Below are 16469 nucleotides of genomic sequence, written 5' to 3'. Positions count from 1 at the left end.
CAACAAAATTAATTGCTGTTTTATTAGTCAGGCTAATGAAAAGGTGATAACTATATTTAAGTGACTTCACTTACTGTAAGGATACTTTTATGATAACGATTTCACTTTTAAGAAAAGCATCAATAACCCTTTTTGCATCAATTATTACCCTTGCCCTATTTGCCTTTATGGCAAAATTAATCGATGCGGAACATCCACAAACAATAGAGACTGCTCAAACTCCTGAGTTTGAGATAGCACCAACAATCAAAGACGCAAAACCAATTAAAAAACGTGTTGAATTAAAGCCAAAAGAGGACTTAATCGAGCCGGTAATCCCCCAAAGAGTCATTCCCACTTCAGGTGGAGAAATAGGCTCTCACAGAGTCGACCCCATTAGAATGCCCACTTTGGTAACAAAACATAACAGACGGGCAGTCACTTCAGAGGCGCTTCCTATCGTTCAAGTGTCACCTAGATATCCAATTAGTGCAGCTCAGAGCGGTAAAGAGGGCTACGTTATCTTAGAATTTGATATCACAGAAAAGGGAACTGTCAGTAACGTCAAAGTGTTAGACGCCAACCCAAAACGGATCTTCAATAAGTCGGCGATTCAAGCGATAAAGAACTGGAAATATAAGCCTAAAATGGAGGAAGGAGTACCAGTGGTTCAACCTAACCAACAGGTCCAGTTAGACTTTACCCTAGAACAGCAGATCTAATAATACTGATAACTCAATACTATTGAGCCCAAATAATCTGGGCTCAATAGTCATCGTTTTTCAAAAATCACACAGCAGGACTGACATCTCTACGCGACAAAATCACCTTTTGCCACCACAGTAGTGGATATAAACAGGCCATTAAGATCAAGGCGTAAGCCATGCTCACTCCCAGAGCAAAGCCTAAAATCAAACATAAGACGCAACTCAGATAGATTAAAGGCAAAAAACGCTTTCTCAGTAATTTGATGGCCGCCAACATAGAAACAAAATAGATGATCACAAACACCCCATTAGTCCACGCAATAAGGTGTTCCAACTCTTGCCCTGTGACATACGTCAGTACAATCACCACTGCCATCATCGCCAGTACTACACTTGAGGCTCTAACTGGCGCGTTGTGACTATTTAGGTGATCAAAATACCGCGGTAATATCCCCTCACGGCTAAAACTCCAAACAAGGCGAGCCGTACTGGCGGTATAAACATTCACCGTAGCTAAACCGCTCGCGATGCCTAGTATGCCTATCACTTGCGCACCATAGCCTCCAAGTAGGGCATCAAACACTCCAACCATCGCGACATTAGCATTCGTTGGAAGCATGAGTAAAAGAAAGGTACATGCAAGGTAAACCAGCCCCACTAATACTGTTCCTATGATCATTGCTGGGATCATATCTTTCTCAGGGTCACGGAAATCATTGGCTAGATGCGTCATTGCTTCAATGCCAAGAAAACTCCAGAATGCGATGCTAGCAGCAACCATGATAAGACTGACATCAGTGTTTACGCCAGAGGCAACAGACTCCATTTCACTCAGGTTCATACCTGCAGCACCAAACAACACCACCATGACAGAAACAATGGCTAAGGTGAGAGCAAATTGCAGTTTAGCCGATACCTGAACGCCTCTAAAATTCAACACGAACAAGATACCCAACAGCAACACCTCAGTCATCACTTCTGCCCAGCCAGACAATGCCACGAGCGCATTTACAAATTTAAAGGTCATCATAATTGCAGCGGGTGCGCCCAATGGCACCACCAGTAGAAAGAGCAAGCCAATCGTTCGACCCGAAGTTCGCCCGAACGCTTTCTCGACGAAGTAAGCAGGACCGGCGGCATGGGGAAACACACTAGCTAAACGTCCAAATACCAAGGTCACAGGAATAATGGCCAGCGTCAGTACCAACCACGCGATCAGTGCCCCACTTCCAGCTGCTTCTATCGTCATCTGAGGCAAGATAAATACCCCAGTTCCCAATAAGGTGGTCGCCATTAATCCAGCGCCTTGCCATCGACCGATCGTTCCTTTCACACCTGAGTTCATTTGATATTCCCATACCTAAAACCAACATAATGACGTTTATCAACTAAACGGTTCACACATCTTGAGTTCTATTAATTTGTAGTCATACATTGATATTGATAGGCTAAGTATAAATGTTAACCAAAATACAAACTGTCATCGTTAGCCCTCATAAACACTCCTAAACCGACATAATGTTGGTCTATAGAAAAATTCCGACATTATGTCGGTTTCAGGGCTATCAGTGATAACAATAGGAAAAGTAACTTGGATAAATTTGATAGCGCCATAATCGCAGAGCTTAGGCACAATGCTCGCCAAAGTGTTTCGCACATAGCCGAGGCCGTTAACTTGTCACGCTCAGCGGTATCCGAACGGATAAAGAAGCTGGAACATCAAGGTATTATTCGTGGTTATCAAGTGCTACTAAGTCAGTCACAAAAAGAGGGAGTCTCAGCCTATTTTGAGATCCAACATCAATGCCCAAGGTGTGAAGATGTGGTGCATGTGTTCCTAGCAATACCAGAGGTCATCACCTGTCGAGGGATAACTGGCGATATGGATTTGCTCGTCTATGTTCAAGCAAGTTCAATGAGAAGACTGCACGAGATTCGGGAGTTTATCGATGCTCAGACCGATATTATAAAATTGAAAACCCACGTGGTGATGAGCGAATGGATAGGTAATCAAGGGTAACTCAGAGAAAAGGACTAGCCCCCCATATTTCGAGTTCCCTCTCTTCTCTGACGATACAGATTATCGAGTTGAAGCCATGCATCAAGCACACATTTTATCTTATTAGCTTGTGCCGTTTTTGCCGACAGAACCACGGTAGAATCAGTATTATCAGCTTGTTCAAACTCCTTATTCACTAAGTCGGCATAGTGACGACTCAGGCGTAAAATAAGCTGCTCAGCTTGACTCAAATCACCGTGGGAAAGCTCCTTAATAAACAGCAGATAAAAGCTGTCAAAAAGCACCGAGAAAACCAACTCGTTATCTAAAGCGCTAAACTCAACCCTTTCATCCCCCTCACGAAAACTCATCCCAGCGATAAGGTTAACCACAGTGGTGAGAGATGTCGCGCCACTAAACAGTTCACATACTTGAGGATTTTGATTCAAAAAACACTGTAATCGATAGGCAAATTCTGCCTTTGCATTTTGCTGACTTATGGCTTGAATCACACTCATCTCAATGCAACCTTATCGATGTAAGCGAGCTGGCATAGGCACAAGATTAAACTCTTCTGCTAACACCTTTTGAAAATCCAGTGCCAAATACGCAATACCACGATAAAAATCGGTTTGTGCATGTTCGATCGCTAACTCAAAGCATCGATGTGACCACGGCAACATATGCTGCTGTAAAAGTACACTCAAGGTACGACGCACTGACTCATCATTCGGATTGACCACCAGCAAACCTAACAGTTGATCGATTACGGCAAAAAATAGCGCAATATGATCCAGCGGTTGCTTGTATTCAAGAGAAAAACTGATCTCATGCTGCTGATAAAACCCCATTAGATCAATGGTCGACTTGTCATTTAGCAGCTGTTGTTCACCCAAATACACTGAGCCCCATGGCATTGCATTAGGCTCACCAGGGCCAAAAAATAGCTGGCCATAATCAAGCTTCAGCTCATCAAGTTGATCAACTGACCATTGCGACAGATAAGCCATCAACGCAGCTCTACCCGCTTTATTATCCGATGAATGAGAGAATTCAGGCCAGGTTTCAGCCACGCCGTGCACGTTAAAACTCTCTACCATTTCTGCAGTCGGGTAGTTAAGTAGGACATTATGCAGTATCCGCGCTAGCCCTTGACCCGCTTCAAAATCAAATCTGTTATCTGATGACATAAAAACCTCGATTAAAGGCGCCCTTAGGCGCCTTTTGTACAAACCGGAAGGAGATTAAACTTCTGAGAAGTTTAGGATCTGTCCATCACCACTACCCGCCGGACGACCATTCACATTGGCCTTGATGATCAGGTTAGGAGAGGTGATTGAAGGTGATGGCAATGGCGCAATATGCCCGTCGCCTTCACCATATTTAGCACGTAGGTTTTCCATGGTATCGAAGTCCAAAGCGCGCAGTGGGCAAGACTCAACACACACTGGCTTACGACCTTCTGCGATACGCTCAAAACAACCATCACACTTGGTCATCACCTTACGTTCGCGATCAATTTGCGGCGCATCATATGGACAAGCACGGGCGCAGCTTTCACAGCCGATACACAAATCTTGCGCAACATGAACTAAGCCATCTTCACGACGTTTGTGCATTGCACCTGTTGGGCATGCTTTAACACACACAGGCTCAGAACAGTGGTTACAGCCAATCGACATGTAATAAGCAAACACATTTTGCTCAAAACAGCCATTATTGCCTTTAGTCCACTCACCACCGCCATACTCATACACTCGGCGCCAAGTGACGCCTTCAAGTGAAGGTAAAGTGTTACCTTCAGGATTGCTGTTGTTACGAATTTCATTACTTTGACGGTCTTTGCACGACACGTGACACGCTTTACAGCCACTGCACTTAGTGCTGTCTACATAAAAACCATATTGAGTTGCTTGAGTCATAATTTACGTCTCTTAAATCTTTTTAATGGCAACACGGTTAGTGTGCTGAGGATTGCCTTTGGCAACAGGGCTTGGCTGATAACGTGTTAGCGAGTTAATCGCGCCGCCTTCATCTATGATGTGACCCGTGCTACCCACTGTGTTACCAGGTTTGAACCAAGCGCCTTGTCCTAGTGCTAATACGCCCGGCGCGACACGTGGCGTGATGCGCACCTTAACGGCAATCGAACCTCGCTCGTTGTACATCTCAATTTCATCGCCAGCGCTTAAGCCCTGCTCAGAAGCATCCATTGGGTTTACCCAAACGGCATCTTCTACCGCTTCACGAAGCCAAGGTACGTTGTGGTAGCTTGAGTGAGTACGACCCTTAGTGTGATAACCCGCTAACTGGAACGGGTAATCAGTGCTGGTATCGGTATCTTCATAACCATCCCAAGTGACCGTGTACTGCGGGATAGCAGTAATCGTGTCGCCTTTAACTCCAGTGGTTGACTCTTGATCCCAGTTCGCCGCACGCCATGCAAGCTCTGCTGAGTAGATCTCAATCTTGCCACTTGGTGTTGATAAGGCTTTGCCACCCTTGATATAGCTTTCAAGTGCGACATGTTTGTCGTTCATGTTCTTACGGAAGAAACCAATCTCTTGCGCTTCTTTATAAGTCGCAGGGAATGCAGGGAAAACCCCTAGGTTAGTGCTGCTGTCTTTGGTTTTTTGGTAAAGCTCTTCAAGCCACTGATCTTCAGTCTTACCTTCGGTGAATTCAGCTTCACAACCCATGTACTTAGCAATCAATGCAGATGCTTCATACATAGACTTGCAGTCCCACATTGGCTCAATCGCTGACTTCATTGCGGTGATGTAACCCAGTGCGCCAGATGCGTAGCTGTCGTTAACTAAGTCATTTGACTCTAACCAGCTGGTATCTGGCAGAATAATATCGGCAAACTTAGCGCCCGGCGTCATCCAGCAATCACAGCTAACAATCAACTCAACACCCGTTTCATCTTCTAGGATTTTTGCCGTGTTATTGATTTCAGCGTGCTGGTTCAACAATGAACTGTCAGATGCAGAGATGATCACCTTGATGTTAGTGCCAAGCGGTGTGTCTAAACCGTCAGTACCACGAACCCCGTGACTACGTGCAGTCATGGTTTCGCCATTGTGAATAGCTTCAGACCAAGTAAAGAATGAGATGCTCTCTTTGACTGGGTTGCTACCTGTTGGAATACCGGCACGAGACATACTGCTCATGTACGGCAACTCACCGTTAGATGCGCCTAAAGTGCCTAACTTGCCAGTCAACACTGACAACATGTACAGCGCACGCATGCTTTGCTCACCGTTAGCTTGACGGTTTACGCCTGCACCAACCACGATATATGGCGCTTTAGCATTTTGTAGGTCTGTAGCAATTTGCTCAAGTTGCGCAGCTGGAATACCCGTGATCTTTTCAGCCCATTCAAGGTTTTTCAGCGGCTGATCCGCATAAATCCCCTGACTTAGAATGTAGTCACGGTAGTTTTCTTCCGGCTTCATCACCTTGGCATATTCTTGCTTAGTGGCATCACCACTTGTTTCAAAAATTTCTTTTTGTGCAGCAATAGAGGCCGCGTCAAAACCTACCGCGTACTTGTTGATAAAATCGAGTGAGTTAGCATCAACCCAACCAGAGCTAATCATTTGATAAGCAATTGCCTCAGCAAATGCCGCATCAGTACCTGGACGGATCGGTAGCCACTTAGATTCTTTACCTAACATAGAGTCGGTATAGCGAGGATCAATCATCACAACTTTCAAGCCATTGCTCTTTTGCAGCGCTTTTAAGTAGTCATAACCTTCGCCTGAACCAGACTGACGGATCTCACTTGGGTTATAAGCCACACCTAACAAGAAGTCACTGTTGGCCAAAGTTACCGTTGATGAGCCAGTAGTACTGCCGGTACCGAAAGTATGCTTAGCCGCTTCCATCTGCTGCGCCCATGAGTAGTTACCATAGGCGTTAAGGCAGCCACCGTTTAAGTTAAATAGACGGTTAAAACAGGCATTAGAAGCAAAGCCATAGTAAGCACCAGAACCATAGCTGCGGAAAATGGCTTTGTTGCCGTGCTCAGCAATTACAGAGGTTAACTTGGTACCAATGGTTTTAGCCGCTTCATCCCAGCTAATTGGCACAAACTTACCTTCACCTCGTTTACCAACACGCTTCATCGGTGTTTTTAAACGATCAACAGCATAAGTACGCTGACGCAATGAACGACCACGAGCACAGGCGCGCACTTGATAGATATCATCGCCATCAACCACATCATGATCCGTTTCAACACGAGTGATAACACCATCACGACTGAACACTTTAACTGGGCAGTTAGAACCACAGTTAACCAAACAAGATGACCAAGTAATTTGCTCTTCACCTACTGGTGGCGTGGGCGGCACGACATTGGCATCATCTGAACTGGTTTTACAACCTGTGACACTTGCTGCACAGCTCAACGCTGCACTCATTTTTAAGAAACTTCTACGTTCCATCAATATATCCTCTTGCGATTTCCGCACTGCGCCTTAGCGCAACAAATAGCTAAACGACAACATCACTTGGTGCGCGTTATAGTCATGATTAAGCTCACCCAAAGTGGTTAGCCCTGGCACAGTATTGATGCCCATTTGGGCGCCATCTGTATCGTAATAACGTTCGTATTGGTAACTCAGCTTCAAGGCCATCTTTGGACTCAAGGCATAATTGGCATACATATTCACGCTATGGTTATAGGCGAAGTAATCACCGTATTGCAGTGCGCTGTTTGTCACCGCACTACCGTCGAGGTAGGTATCACTAATAGAGTTACTGAACAGGTAGTCGCCGCCTAATGTCAGCTTGTCTTCCATCAAGCCGCTGTAGCTAATACCCGTGCCTAAGTTGATAAACTCATCTTGAATATTCGCTTGCCAATCTGGAGAACTAAAGCTTTGGCTGCCTGCTTGTGTAGAGTCGATCCATTGCTGACCAGCAAAACCATAAGCCGATATATCTTTGCTCAGCTGCACACTGATATTGAGGTCGTAACCATAGTCTTGCGACTCAGTTAACCCGATAGTCGTAGCGTTATAATCATCGATGGCATAACGCCCTGTCAGATCAATACTCACCCACGACAGCAGCGAGTGATTAAGCTTAAGCTCAACCGCGTTACGGGTACGATCCGCAAGGTAGTACTTACGCATCAAGGCATTGTCTTCAGATGACGTCAGTTCATTGACTTCATACTCACTGCCACCACGCACGCCGTGACTCGCTTTAACATTGATATTAACGTTATCCAAGGCGCTGATATTTAGCTTCGCCCACAAATTATTCTCATCGGTTTGCTCGCGCTCACTGTAGCTGCGATCGATCTCTTTTCTGTCAAAGCCTGCTTGAACCCGGTAGCCGCTTGCGAGTCGATAACTGGCATTTAGCTTATAGGTGCTACGCTCAATATCCTGAGGGACATTTTGCTTAAAGGCGCCACTTAAACTGTTGTAGCTGTACTGGGTGAACTCCCAACTTGAGCTTTTATTATCTCGCTTTGAATGATCGACACTGGCACCGACACGCAAACGGTTATTCAACATCGACGTCACGGCAAAACGGCCATCGAACGTATCGATCTGACCATCCCAGCTCTGCAGTGGGTTACCACTCACTTGGATCAGTGAATCATCTTGAATCATCCGTCCCGTGACCAAACGGCCTGACATGACAGTGCGATCAAGCTGATACTGACCTGATATAGAAAGTTGATGTGCTTGATTATCTGGGGCTGCCGAATAAACATCATTCATGTAAGGCAGGCTAAGGTCATCAATATTATTGCTGTAGTAGCTGCCAAAATAGTTCAGTTCAGTGAGCCAATTATCACCTGCTAATGAAGCGCCAGCATCAAGTTGCTTAGTGGTCGAGTCCACAGGTAAGCCAAAATTGGTTGGACTTGGCGCAACAAAACTCGCTGACTGGTGACCGGTTTTCTCCTCCTGGCTAAAACGAACAAAGGTGTTATAAACCCCTTCACCAAAGCTAAAACCGATGGCTGAGTTTTCACGTTGCAGGGCTAAATCAAACTGATTTGGATACACGCTTGGGGTTAACATGCCGTCGTTTTGCCACAGCTGGCTGCGTACATCACCCGCTTCGAAGGTTTTGATCGCCTGATAATCCAATTCCAGTTCATACAAGCCAGATTTACCCACCTTGATGTTGGCAAATCCGTTATCCATTCCCAGTTGGTGGGCCTGCATACTCGCTTTATAACCCGTGTCATTGAGATAACGCACATCACCACTGATGGCGGCAATTACACCCTCTTCATCGGAAGATAATGCATTACCAGCATGAGCATCTTCAGGACTGTTATAGCCAGTAAGTAACGTGACACTGCCTGTGTACCCCGTAGCCGATACGCAGCGTTTGCACTGATATTTGTCCATATTGACGGATTCAGTATTGGCATTGCCCACACCAAAATTAGCCGCAACAACCGAGCCAGACATGGCTAACAGAGATACGGTGATGATATTCAATTTAAACGTCATAATTTACGCTCCAATTATCTCTGAAACAGGCTGCCAGAAGGGTGGTTAGAACCGTGGATCTTGTTATGGCAATTGAGGCAACTCTTACCCCCACCAAACGCATCGACTCCCGGCTCTTGTACGACTCGACTTGCGTGGCCATCTGGAGCATGACACTGCTGACAAAGTTGAGGTGCACGGCTGTTTAGCATGTCTTCATTCACACTGCCGTGGGGGTTATGACAGGTCACACAGTTTTCAGTTACTGGCGCATGCTCCCACAGTAGTGGGCCACGCTTTTCGGCGTGACAGCTGTAGCAAGTATCATTAATCGTCGGCTTATTGAGGGCGCTTTCATTCATAGAACCATGTGGCGAATGGCAATCGACACAGGTCATTTGATCCCACTTTAAAGGATGCGATGAACGCTTATTCATGTCGGCTTTTTCTTTGAGATGACAAGAGGTGCAGGTGTCGTTAACCATCAACTGATCCAGAGCAGGATCTTTGGCGCTGTGCACGTTATGACAATCAGCGCAGGCTATCTCTTCGAGGTTATGGGTACTGGTATGCCATGCCATCTGCTTAGGATCGTTATGACAACCTTGGCAGACACTGTTTTGCGCCGATGCAGAAAGCTTGCTGTCATCACCAAAGGCAATCATCGGCTCTTTGCCACCCTTGTTGTGCTTACCGAGAGGCCCATGACACGCTTCACACTGCAGACCAGCCATTGGCGATTGCTTGTTATTCATCGCACCGTGCGCGCCATCAAAAATAGCCATTACCGCTTCATTTTTGCGATGACACATAAGGCATGAATCCGCTCCTTTAGGAGAATATTGCCCCTGAGTGAATTTTTCGGTGAGTTGCTGTTCAAGCTGATCACCGGTGAGCTTATCCCAAGGCGTGGCGTTCACACTTAGAGATATACACGCAAGTGCGGCAATCCCTATTAATACCTTATTAAAAATACGACAAATCATTAATCGAGCCTTACATAATTAACACAACAGTTAACTCACCAATTCGAATAAGCAGTTAACCAGTTAAGATGCCAATATTTTAATGTAATCAGGTTCATATTCTTGATTGTTAAACTAAGTAAAAACAAATTTGAGATAGGCTCAATGAATATACAAAAAGTGTGAGGTAACACATAAGCAGATTAAGAATGAGTATTATTTAGATTTTGACGCTCACGCATATAACCACATGAAATAAATGGTTATAAATAAAAAGAAGATAGGTTGACGCTGAATGAATGTTAATGCATACGCATCAATATGTTAAATTAACAATCGCTACTTAAGTGGATGCCAATGATGGAGATCAAATTAATAAAAAATAATTTCTAAATCAGTCACAAACGAATAAACACTGAGTTACACAGTTAACTCATCACTTTCAGTAATTAATTAGATAATGATCAGCTATTTATTTTACGCTTGTTGACGTACATCTAAATTTTCAAATATTCGCATTATTTAAGTGACTACTAATTTAATGACTGCAATTTATATCAATACCTATAAATATATAATCAGTGTATTCCGTTTATCTCTTTACTTTGTGTGAGTTGTTAATTTAATCATCAAGGGGAAACAGCTTATCAACAGTTCAGATCAAATGAAGCTGACACTTCGATGAAATAAGACTGTGATTAATGCCTGTCAGTAAGGTTAAGCCAAGATTCTTAAAGTTAAATCTAACTCTAAAAATGACACCCGTTAGGCTTTGTCACGGCACGAGTAGCTATCAGGGTTAAACAATTTTCCTTTAAACTCAATAGGGGTACAATATAGAGATTGAATCTAGGGTACCTATCCATGCAAATCAACAAGACTGCTGAGCTGAACCTATTATGGGGCACGCTTATTTTAGAAGAACTCTCTCGCTTAGGTGTCCAACATGTATGCATGGCGCCGGGCTCTCGCTCGACACCACTGACCTTAGCCGCCGCGAAGCAAACTAAATTAAAGCAACATTTGCACTTTGATGAGCGTGGACTCGGGTTTATGGCACTTGGCTTAGCCAAAGCCAGCCAAGCACCAGTGGCCATTATTACGACTTCCGGCACCGCGGTTGCCAACCTCTATCCAGCAGTGATTGAAGCTTGGTTGACCCGCGTTCCTCTGATTGTATTGTCCGGCGACCGTCCTCCAGAGCTTATTGATTGCGGCGCAAATCAAGCCATTATTCAGCCAGCTATTTTTGCTCAATATGCCAAGCAACTAAACCTGCCGACACCGGATTTGTCCATACGCCCTGAGGCGCTGTTAAGTTTGCTGGATGAAGCTGTCAGTAATCAAAGTCAACCTGTACACATTAACTGCATGTACAGAGAACCCTTATACCCATCCACCATGAGTGCTGACTTTACTCAATATTTGAGTACCTTAGGCAATTGGCAGCACACAAACTTTCCCTATAATCAGTACGGAAAATCAAACCTTAGCAGCCTGCCAAGCCAAGACGCCATGATGCGCTTTGTGCACGGAAAAGGGGTGATCATCGCAGGGACTCTCTCACCGCAGCAAGATCCTGAAGCATTAATCGCACTGTCGCAAAAGCTGGGTTGGCCGCTACTCACCGATGCACAATCCCAGCTCAGACAGCACACCGGTGTGATTGGTAATATCGACCAACTTTTACACCAACCCAAGGCTAAAGCCCTATTGATGCACGCCGATCGTGTGCTTGTGATAGGTGGACGTATACTCTCAAAACGTCTGATAGATTATCTTGCTGACAACAAATGGAAGAGCTATTGGCAGGTATTACCTGAGCAGATGAGGTTAGATCCCAGCCACAGCGCCAAGCAGATATGGCATGCCGATGTCGAAGCCATCACTTCACTCTCATGGCCGCGCTCATCTGATGCAAACTGGGCACTACAACTTACCTTGCTCAATGACGAGCTCGAAAAACTATTTGAACAGCAGATAGATAATGCCGAGTTTGGTGAAGCTATGGTGGTACGCGCCATCGCAAAGTCGCAGAACAAGCAGCAACAGTTGTTTATTGGCAACAGTTTACCCGTTCGCCTATACGACATGTTTGCCCCCCTCACCACAGAGCATGGTTCGATTTTTACCAACCGTGGCGCATCCGGCATCGATGGACTGCTTGCTACCGCATGCGGCATAGCGAAACATCAAGCGGTACCGACAACCTTGCTTATCGGTGATATCTCTCAACTGCACGATCTCAACTCTCTGGCGATCGCCAGAACCAGCAGTAGCCCATTGGTGATCGTCATTTTGAACAATGATGGCGGCAACATCTTTAATCTGTTGCCTGTGCCCGATGAGAAACTCAGAAACGATTACTATCGCCTCGCCCATGGACTTGAGTTCGGTTACGGCGCCGCCATGTTTGGCATCCCATACAATCGGGTAGAGGATTTAGAAGGCTTCAACGATGCCTATCAAGATGCCATTGAATACCATGGCGCTTCCGTTATCGAAGTCATCGTTGGGCAAACCCAAGCCAGCGATCAAATAGCCCGCATCGCCAGCTGGATAAAGCAAAGCTAATGCTGGCGCTGTCATGTTACGGAGATAAGGCGAAACCCGCATTGGTCATGCTGCATGGCTTTCTGGGTAACCAAGCAGACTGGCAAAGTATAGTCGTGCACTTAACTGAGCATTTTTACTGTGTGTGTGTCGATCTGCCTGGTCACGGCCAAAGTCCAACCTTGACTCTGGCGACGCCAGGTTTTGATCAGATAGCCGGGCATATTCAAACCGCTATAGATGCCCTTGCCATAGAAAAATATCACCTGCTAGGCTATTCACTTGGTGGACGTATCGCGTTGCACTTGGCTCGCGATCATGCGGATAAGCTTCTGAGTTTATGCGTCGAGTCATGTCATCCCGGCTTAGACAGTGCTGAAGAGAAACTGTTGAGGGGAAAAAGTGATCTCGATTGGAGCCATAAACTGACTAGCTTACCTATCGATGAATTTCTCTCACTGTGGTATCAACAAGGCGTATTTGCCGAACTATCTTTTGAGGATCGTCAGCAATTAATCAACAAACGAAGCCATAACAGCAAAGCAGGCCTGTTGAGTATTTATCTGGCGAGTTCATTGGCTCAGCAAACTAACCTTTGGGATCTGCCTAACCTTATCAAGATCACTTGCCACTATATTGTCGGCCGTCATGACAGCAAGTTTCTAGCCTTAGCCACACGTTGGCAGCAAGTTGCGCCCATTAATGTGCACGCGGTGGAGCACGCGGGCCACAACGTTCATCTGGCTGCACCTATCGATTACAGCCGTAAACTAATCCAACTACTTATCGAGGATAAACTTTGAAGATCAATGCCATCGAACTCTATCAATACCTACAGCCATTAGATAAACACCTGCCAGTAGGTAAGCAACGCATTGATGTCCGCAAAGGCCTAATCCTTAATGTTGAAGTTTTAGATGAGGCTATGACATCGCATATCGAACAAGTAGAAATATCTCCTCTTTCAGGTCTTGATATCGACGGCAATCCTATTACTGGTTTTAGTCTTGAGAGTATCGAGCAGGTGATTAACGAGATAAAGTTGAGTGCAGCGCAACTTATTGGCCAGTCAATAGATAGCTTGCTCGATCTCTGTGACAAGACGCAACTGCCCTCCCTCGCGTTTGGCTTAAGTTTACTCCACGCACAATTCAAAGGGCAATTAATCGGTCATCAAATCTCTTTGCAAACGATGAGGTCTGTGCCGCTTATCTATCGTGCTCAAGATGAACTAGTAAGCGTACTTCACGCGCGAGTGCGGTCATTAGCAATAACCATTCATTCGATTAAAGTGAAAGTGGCGCAAACCTCACTTGAGGAAGAAATAAAGCTTATTCATGAGATCTTAGCCATACGCCCAGATCTCAAACTGAGATTAGATGCCAACAGAGGCTTTACCCTCGAGCAAGCCATCGAGTTTGCCGCTTGTTTGCCGATGAGTGCCATAGAATACATTGAGGAACCCTGCATCAATCCACAAGATAATCAGGCCTTTTATCACGCCATCAAGATGCCTTGGGCGTTAGATGAATCCTTAAATGATCCTAACTATCAATTCGAGATGCAAGATGGGCTTACTGCCTTAGTCGTTAAACCTATGCTCATTGGCAGCTTGGAGAAGCTACAACAATTACAATCTGACGCTGAGCATGCTGGAGTCAGGTTTATCCTCAGCTCAAGCTTAGAGTCCAGCCTTGGTATAAATGCATTAGCCAAGCTAAACCAAGTGATGACTCCAGGTGAGATCCCAGGGCTTGATACCCTCAGTGCTTTTAGTGCCGACATATTAATCACTTCAGGCAAGTCTCGTCTGCTAGGCTTAGATACACTCACTCTGATAAACCAGTATCGATAGGTAACCACTTGGCCACAGACAGCTCTGAGTTACACGCTCTCTCTCCACTGCATCAAGCTGCGGTGCATTCTCCTGAACATCCGGCGCTGATATGGCACCAAGATGGAACCAGACAGGAGCTAAGTTATAAAAGCCTCAGTCAAAAAGTCATCGCACTCGCTGAACAGCTTAGCGAAAAGGGGTTATCTGTTGGCGATCGATTAGCGTGTGTCGATAATAATTCAGTCGAGTTGATCATCCTCTATTGGGCTTGTATCGACACCGGAATACTTTTTTGTCCACTCTCACCTCGATTCCCCATAGAGCAAATTGCAGAGCTAATTAAGCAGCATCGGCTCAACTATATCTGGGCAGGTAATGAGTACAGCCCGTTATTTTCACGCCATCAAACTCAGCTAACCCAAGCACCTGAACGATTGTTTTTGAGTTCAGAGCTATCCACAACCAAACTCGAATTAGACTTCACTGCAACCAGCCTGAATTCAGCAGCAAAAAACACAACTACGATTCCCGCGAATATCATTTTAACTTCAGGCAGTAGCGGTAAACCAAAAGCAGCAGTCCACAGTCTTGGTAATCATCTCGCTAGCGCGAAAGGCTCCAGCGCCCTTTTTCCACTTAATGCTGGTGATGGCTGGCTACTATCACTGCCGCTATTTCATATTGGGGGATTAGCCATTCTTAACCGCTGCGCGTTAGCAGCGGCAACTGTTGTGATGCAAGATAAAGAGATGAGCCTAGCTGCTCAGCTTGGCCAAGATCCTATTACTCACCTGTCTTTGGTGCCGACCCAATTAGTGCGTCTGCTTGATAGTGAACCCGATGAAAAGACTACATCTTGCCTAAACGGAATCAAATCTTTGCTCCTTGGCGGCGGCGCTATCCCTCTTGATCTGATTGATAAGCTTAACACCCTGTCGATCAGCAGCTTTACCAGTTATGGCATGACTGAAATGTCATCCCAGATCACCACTGGGTCAGCAAGCGGCGATGGAAACAGTGGACAAACGATCTCAGGCAGAGAGGTCAAAATACTCGATGAACTGATTTATGTGAAAGGCGAAACTCTATTCTTAGGCTATCTCAATTGGCACGAAAACCAGCCTCAGTATGATCTACCTTTGGATGATGAAGGCTGGTTTGCCACTAAAGACAGAGGCTACTGGGACAAACAGGGAAACCTGCATATCTTAGGTCGGAGCGATAACATGTTTATTTGTGGTGGTGAGAACGTGCAGCCTGAAGAGATTGAAGCAGCGCTAAAGCAATACCCAAACATAGAAGATGCCATCGTGTTTCCGCAAGCCAACAATGAATTTGGCAACCTACCCGCTGCAATCATCAAATTTTCAGACCCCGAGCAAGGCTTTATTTCAAGAGGACCAGAGAGTAAAATACTGGAACAGTTTTTAAATGATCACATTGCCCGCTTTAAACGCCCACGAGTTTACTACCCATGGCCAGAGATCGAATCAGTGAGCTTGAAAGTGTCTAGAAAACAGGTGATTGAAGCAGCATTGAAAGGGGATTAACTACGAATAATACCAATCAGTATAAGAAGTTGATCTACTCAGAGTGTTTTTTGGCAAACTAATTCAAGGCGAATGGATGACATAATGGTTGTTCCCTTATGAGTTCATTCAACGCAGAAGTAGGCAGCCAAAAACACTCCTTACAGGCGAGTTTTAGCGGTTCTGATGCTGTGTTAACGAGCTTAACCGTAGAATACTATGCTCTTCACTCGTTGCCTTGACTCAGGACCGCTAAACTCTCGCTGAGCGATCAAATCTTTATACTGATTGGTATTATTCCCTTGTGAGTTCATTCAACGCAGAAATAGGCAGCCAAAAACACTCCTTACAGGCGAGTTTTAGCGGTTCTGATCCTGTGTTAACGAGCTTAACCGTAGAATAACTATGCTCTTCACTCGTTGCCTTGCCT

General features: G+C 45.4%; 13 protein-coding genes. 6 read left to right on the top strand and 7 right to left on the bottom strand.

Annotation, left to right across the window (positions count from 1 at the left end; all coding sequences use genetic code 11):
* Positions 1 to 89 precede the first annotated feature (89 nt).
* A complete protein-coding gene (locus FN961_RS21160; protein WP_144042160.1) occupies positions 90 to 701 on the top strand; it encodes an energy transducer TonB in 612 nt (203 codons plus the stop codon).
* Between the two features lie 67 nt (positions 702 to 768).
* Here the strand turns inward: FN961_RS21160 and yjeH are convergent, their stop codons facing one another.
* Positions 769 to 2031: an L-methionine/branched-chain amino acid transporter gene (yjeH, locus tag FN961_RS21155; RefSeq protein WP_144042159.1), complete on the bottom strand. Its 1263-nt coding sequence runs from the start codon at positions 2029 to 2031 to the stop codon at positions 769 to 771.
* Positions 2032 to 2277: 246 nt separating this feature from the next.
* Between yjeH and FN961_RS21150 the strand changes: the two genes are divergently transcribed.
* On the top strand, positions 2278 to 2706 hold the full coding sequence (locus FN961_RS21150) for an Lrp/AsnC family transcriptional regulator (RefSeq protein ID WP_144042158.1): 429 nt from the start codon (positions 2278 to 2280) through the stop codon (positions 2704 to 2706).
* Positions 2707 to 2720: 14 nt separating this feature from the next.
* On the opposite strand, the gene FN961_RS21145 is transcribed toward FN961_RS21150, so the two are convergent.
* Genes FN961_RS21145 through FN961_RS21120 form a run of 6 tightly spaced genes read right to left on the bottom strand, consistent with a single transcriptional unit; the run spans position 2721 to position 10141 of the window.
* Positions 2721 to 3203 carry a hypothetical protein gene (locus tag FN961_RS21145; protein WP_144042157.1) on the bottom strand — a complete coding sequence of 161 codons (483 nt, stop codon included), beginning with the start codon at positions 3201 to 3203 and terminating at the stop codon, positions 2721 to 2723.
* A gap of 12 nt (positions 3204 to 3215) precedes the next feature.
* Positions 3216 to 3875, bottom strand: a complete 660-nt coding sequence (locus tag FN961_RS21140; RefSeq protein WP_144042156.1) for a TorD/DmsD family molecular chaperone — start codon at positions 3873 to 3875, stop codon at positions 3216 to 3218.
* A 54-nt stretch (positions 3876 to 3929) separates the two neighbouring features.
* Positions 3930 to 4607, bottom strand: coding sequence for a DMSO/selenate family reductase complex B subunit (locus FN961_RS21135; RefSeq protein ID WP_144042155.1), 678 nt, complete (start codon positions 4605 to 4607; stop codon positions 3930 to 3932).
* A 12-nt stretch (positions 4608 to 4619) separates the two neighbouring features.
* On the bottom strand, positions 4620 to 7136 hold the full coding sequence (locus tag FN961_RS21130) for a DMSO/selenate family reductase complex A subunit (protein ID WP_144042154.1): 2517 nt from the start codon (positions 7134 to 7136) through the stop codon (positions 4620 to 4622).
* A gap of 33 nt (positions 7137 to 7169) precedes the next feature.
* Positions 7170 to 9176, bottom strand: a complete 2007-nt coding sequence (locus FN961_RS21125; RefSeq protein WP_144042153.1) for an MtrB/PioB family decaheme-associated outer membrane protein — start codon at positions 9174 to 9176, stop codon at positions 7170 to 7172.
* A 14-nt stretch (positions 9177 to 9190) separates the two neighbouring features.
* Complete coding sequence (locus tag FN961_RS21120) at positions 9191 to 10141, bottom strand: DmsE family decaheme c-type cytochrome (RefSeq protein WP_144042152.1); 951 nt, start codon at positions 10139 to 10141, stop codon at positions 9191 to 9193.
* An 843-nt stretch (positions 10142 to 10984) separates the two neighbouring features.
* Between FN961_RS21120 and menD the strand changes: the two genes are divergently transcribed.
* From menD to menE, 4 genes are read left to right on the top strand one after another with little or no spacing between them, the layout of a single operon-like run.
* Complete coding sequence (gene menD, locus FN961_RS21115; RefSeq protein WP_144042151.1) at positions 10985 to 12694, top strand: 2-succinyl-5-enolpyruvyl-6-hydroxy-3-cyclohexene-1-carboxylic-acid synthase; 1710 nt, start codon at positions 10985 to 10987, stop codon at positions 12692 to 12694.
* The gene (gene menH / locus FN961_RS21110; protein ID WP_144042150.1) at positions 12694 to 13476 is read left to right on the top strand and encodes a 2-succinyl-6-hydroxy-2,4-cyclohexadiene-1-carboxylate synthase; all 783 of its coding nucleotides are present in this window, start codon (positions 12694 to 12696) and stop codon (positions 13474 to 13476) included. The genes menD and menH overlap by 1 nt, the downstream gene beginning before the upstream one ends.
* Positions 13473 to 14528, top strand: coding sequence for an o-succinylbenzoate synthase (gene menC, locus FN961_RS21105; RefSeq protein WP_144042149.1), 1056 nt, complete (start codon positions 13473 to 13475; stop codon positions 14526 to 14528). Before menH ends, menC begins: the two co-directional genes overlap by 4 nt.
* A gap of 8 nt (positions 14529 to 14536) precedes the next feature.
* On the top strand, positions 14537 to 16060 hold the full coding sequence (gene menE, locus FN961_RS21100; RefSeq protein WP_144042148.1) for an o-succinylbenzoate--CoA ligase: 1524 nt from the start codon (positions 14537 to 14539) through the stop codon (positions 16058 to 16060).
* Positions 16061 to 16469 lie beyond the last annotated feature (409 nt).

Origin of the sequence: Shewanella hanedai (assembly GCF_007197645.1) — a bacterium.
In the GTDB taxonomy this organism is placed as follows: Bacteria; Pseudomonadota; Gammaproteobacteria; order Enterobacterales; family Shewanellaceae; genus Shewanella; species Shewanella hanedai.
Note: the sequence above shows the minus strand (reverse complement) of the source record. Positions and strands in the feature narration are given on the sequence as shown.

Coding starts and splice junctions, on each gene's coding strand:
- FN961_RS21160 (WP_144042160.1), top strand. CDS start 90: ATGATAACGATTTCACTTTTAAGAAAAGCATCAATAACCCTTTTTGCA.
- yjeH (WP_144042159.1), bottom strand. CDS start 2,031: ATGAACTCAGGTGTGAAAGGAACGATCGGTCGATGGCAAGGCGCTGGA.
- FN961_RS21145 (WP_144042157.1), bottom strand. CDS start 3,203: ATGAGTGTGATTCAAGCCATAAGTCAGCAAAATGCAAAGGCAGAATTT.
- FN961_RS21140 (WP_144042156.1), bottom strand. CDS start 3,875: ATGTCATCAGATAACAGATTTGATTTTGAAGCGGGTCAAGGGCTAGCG.
- FN961_RS21135 (WP_144042155.1), bottom strand. CDS start 4,607: ATGACTCAAGCAACTCAATATGGTTTTTATGTAGACAGCACTAAGTGC.
- FN961_RS21130 (WP_144042154.1), bottom strand. CDS start 7,136: ATGGAACGTAGAAGTTTCTTAAAAATGAGTGCAGCGTTGAGCTGTGCA.
- FN961_RS21125 (WP_144042153.1), bottom strand. CDS start 9,176: ATGACGTTTAAATTGAATATCATCACCGTATCTCTGTTAGCCATGTCT.
- FN961_RS21120 (WP_144042152.1), bottom strand. CDS start 10,141: ATGATTTGTCGTATTTTTAATAAGGTATTAATAGGGATTGCCGCACTT.
- menD (WP_144042151.1), top strand. CDS start 10,985: ATGCAAATCAACAAGACTGCTGAGCTGAACCTATTATGGGGCACGCTT.
- menH (WP_144042150.1), top strand. CDS start 12,694: ATGCTGGCGCTGTCATGTTACGGAGATAAGGCGAAACCCGCATTGGTC.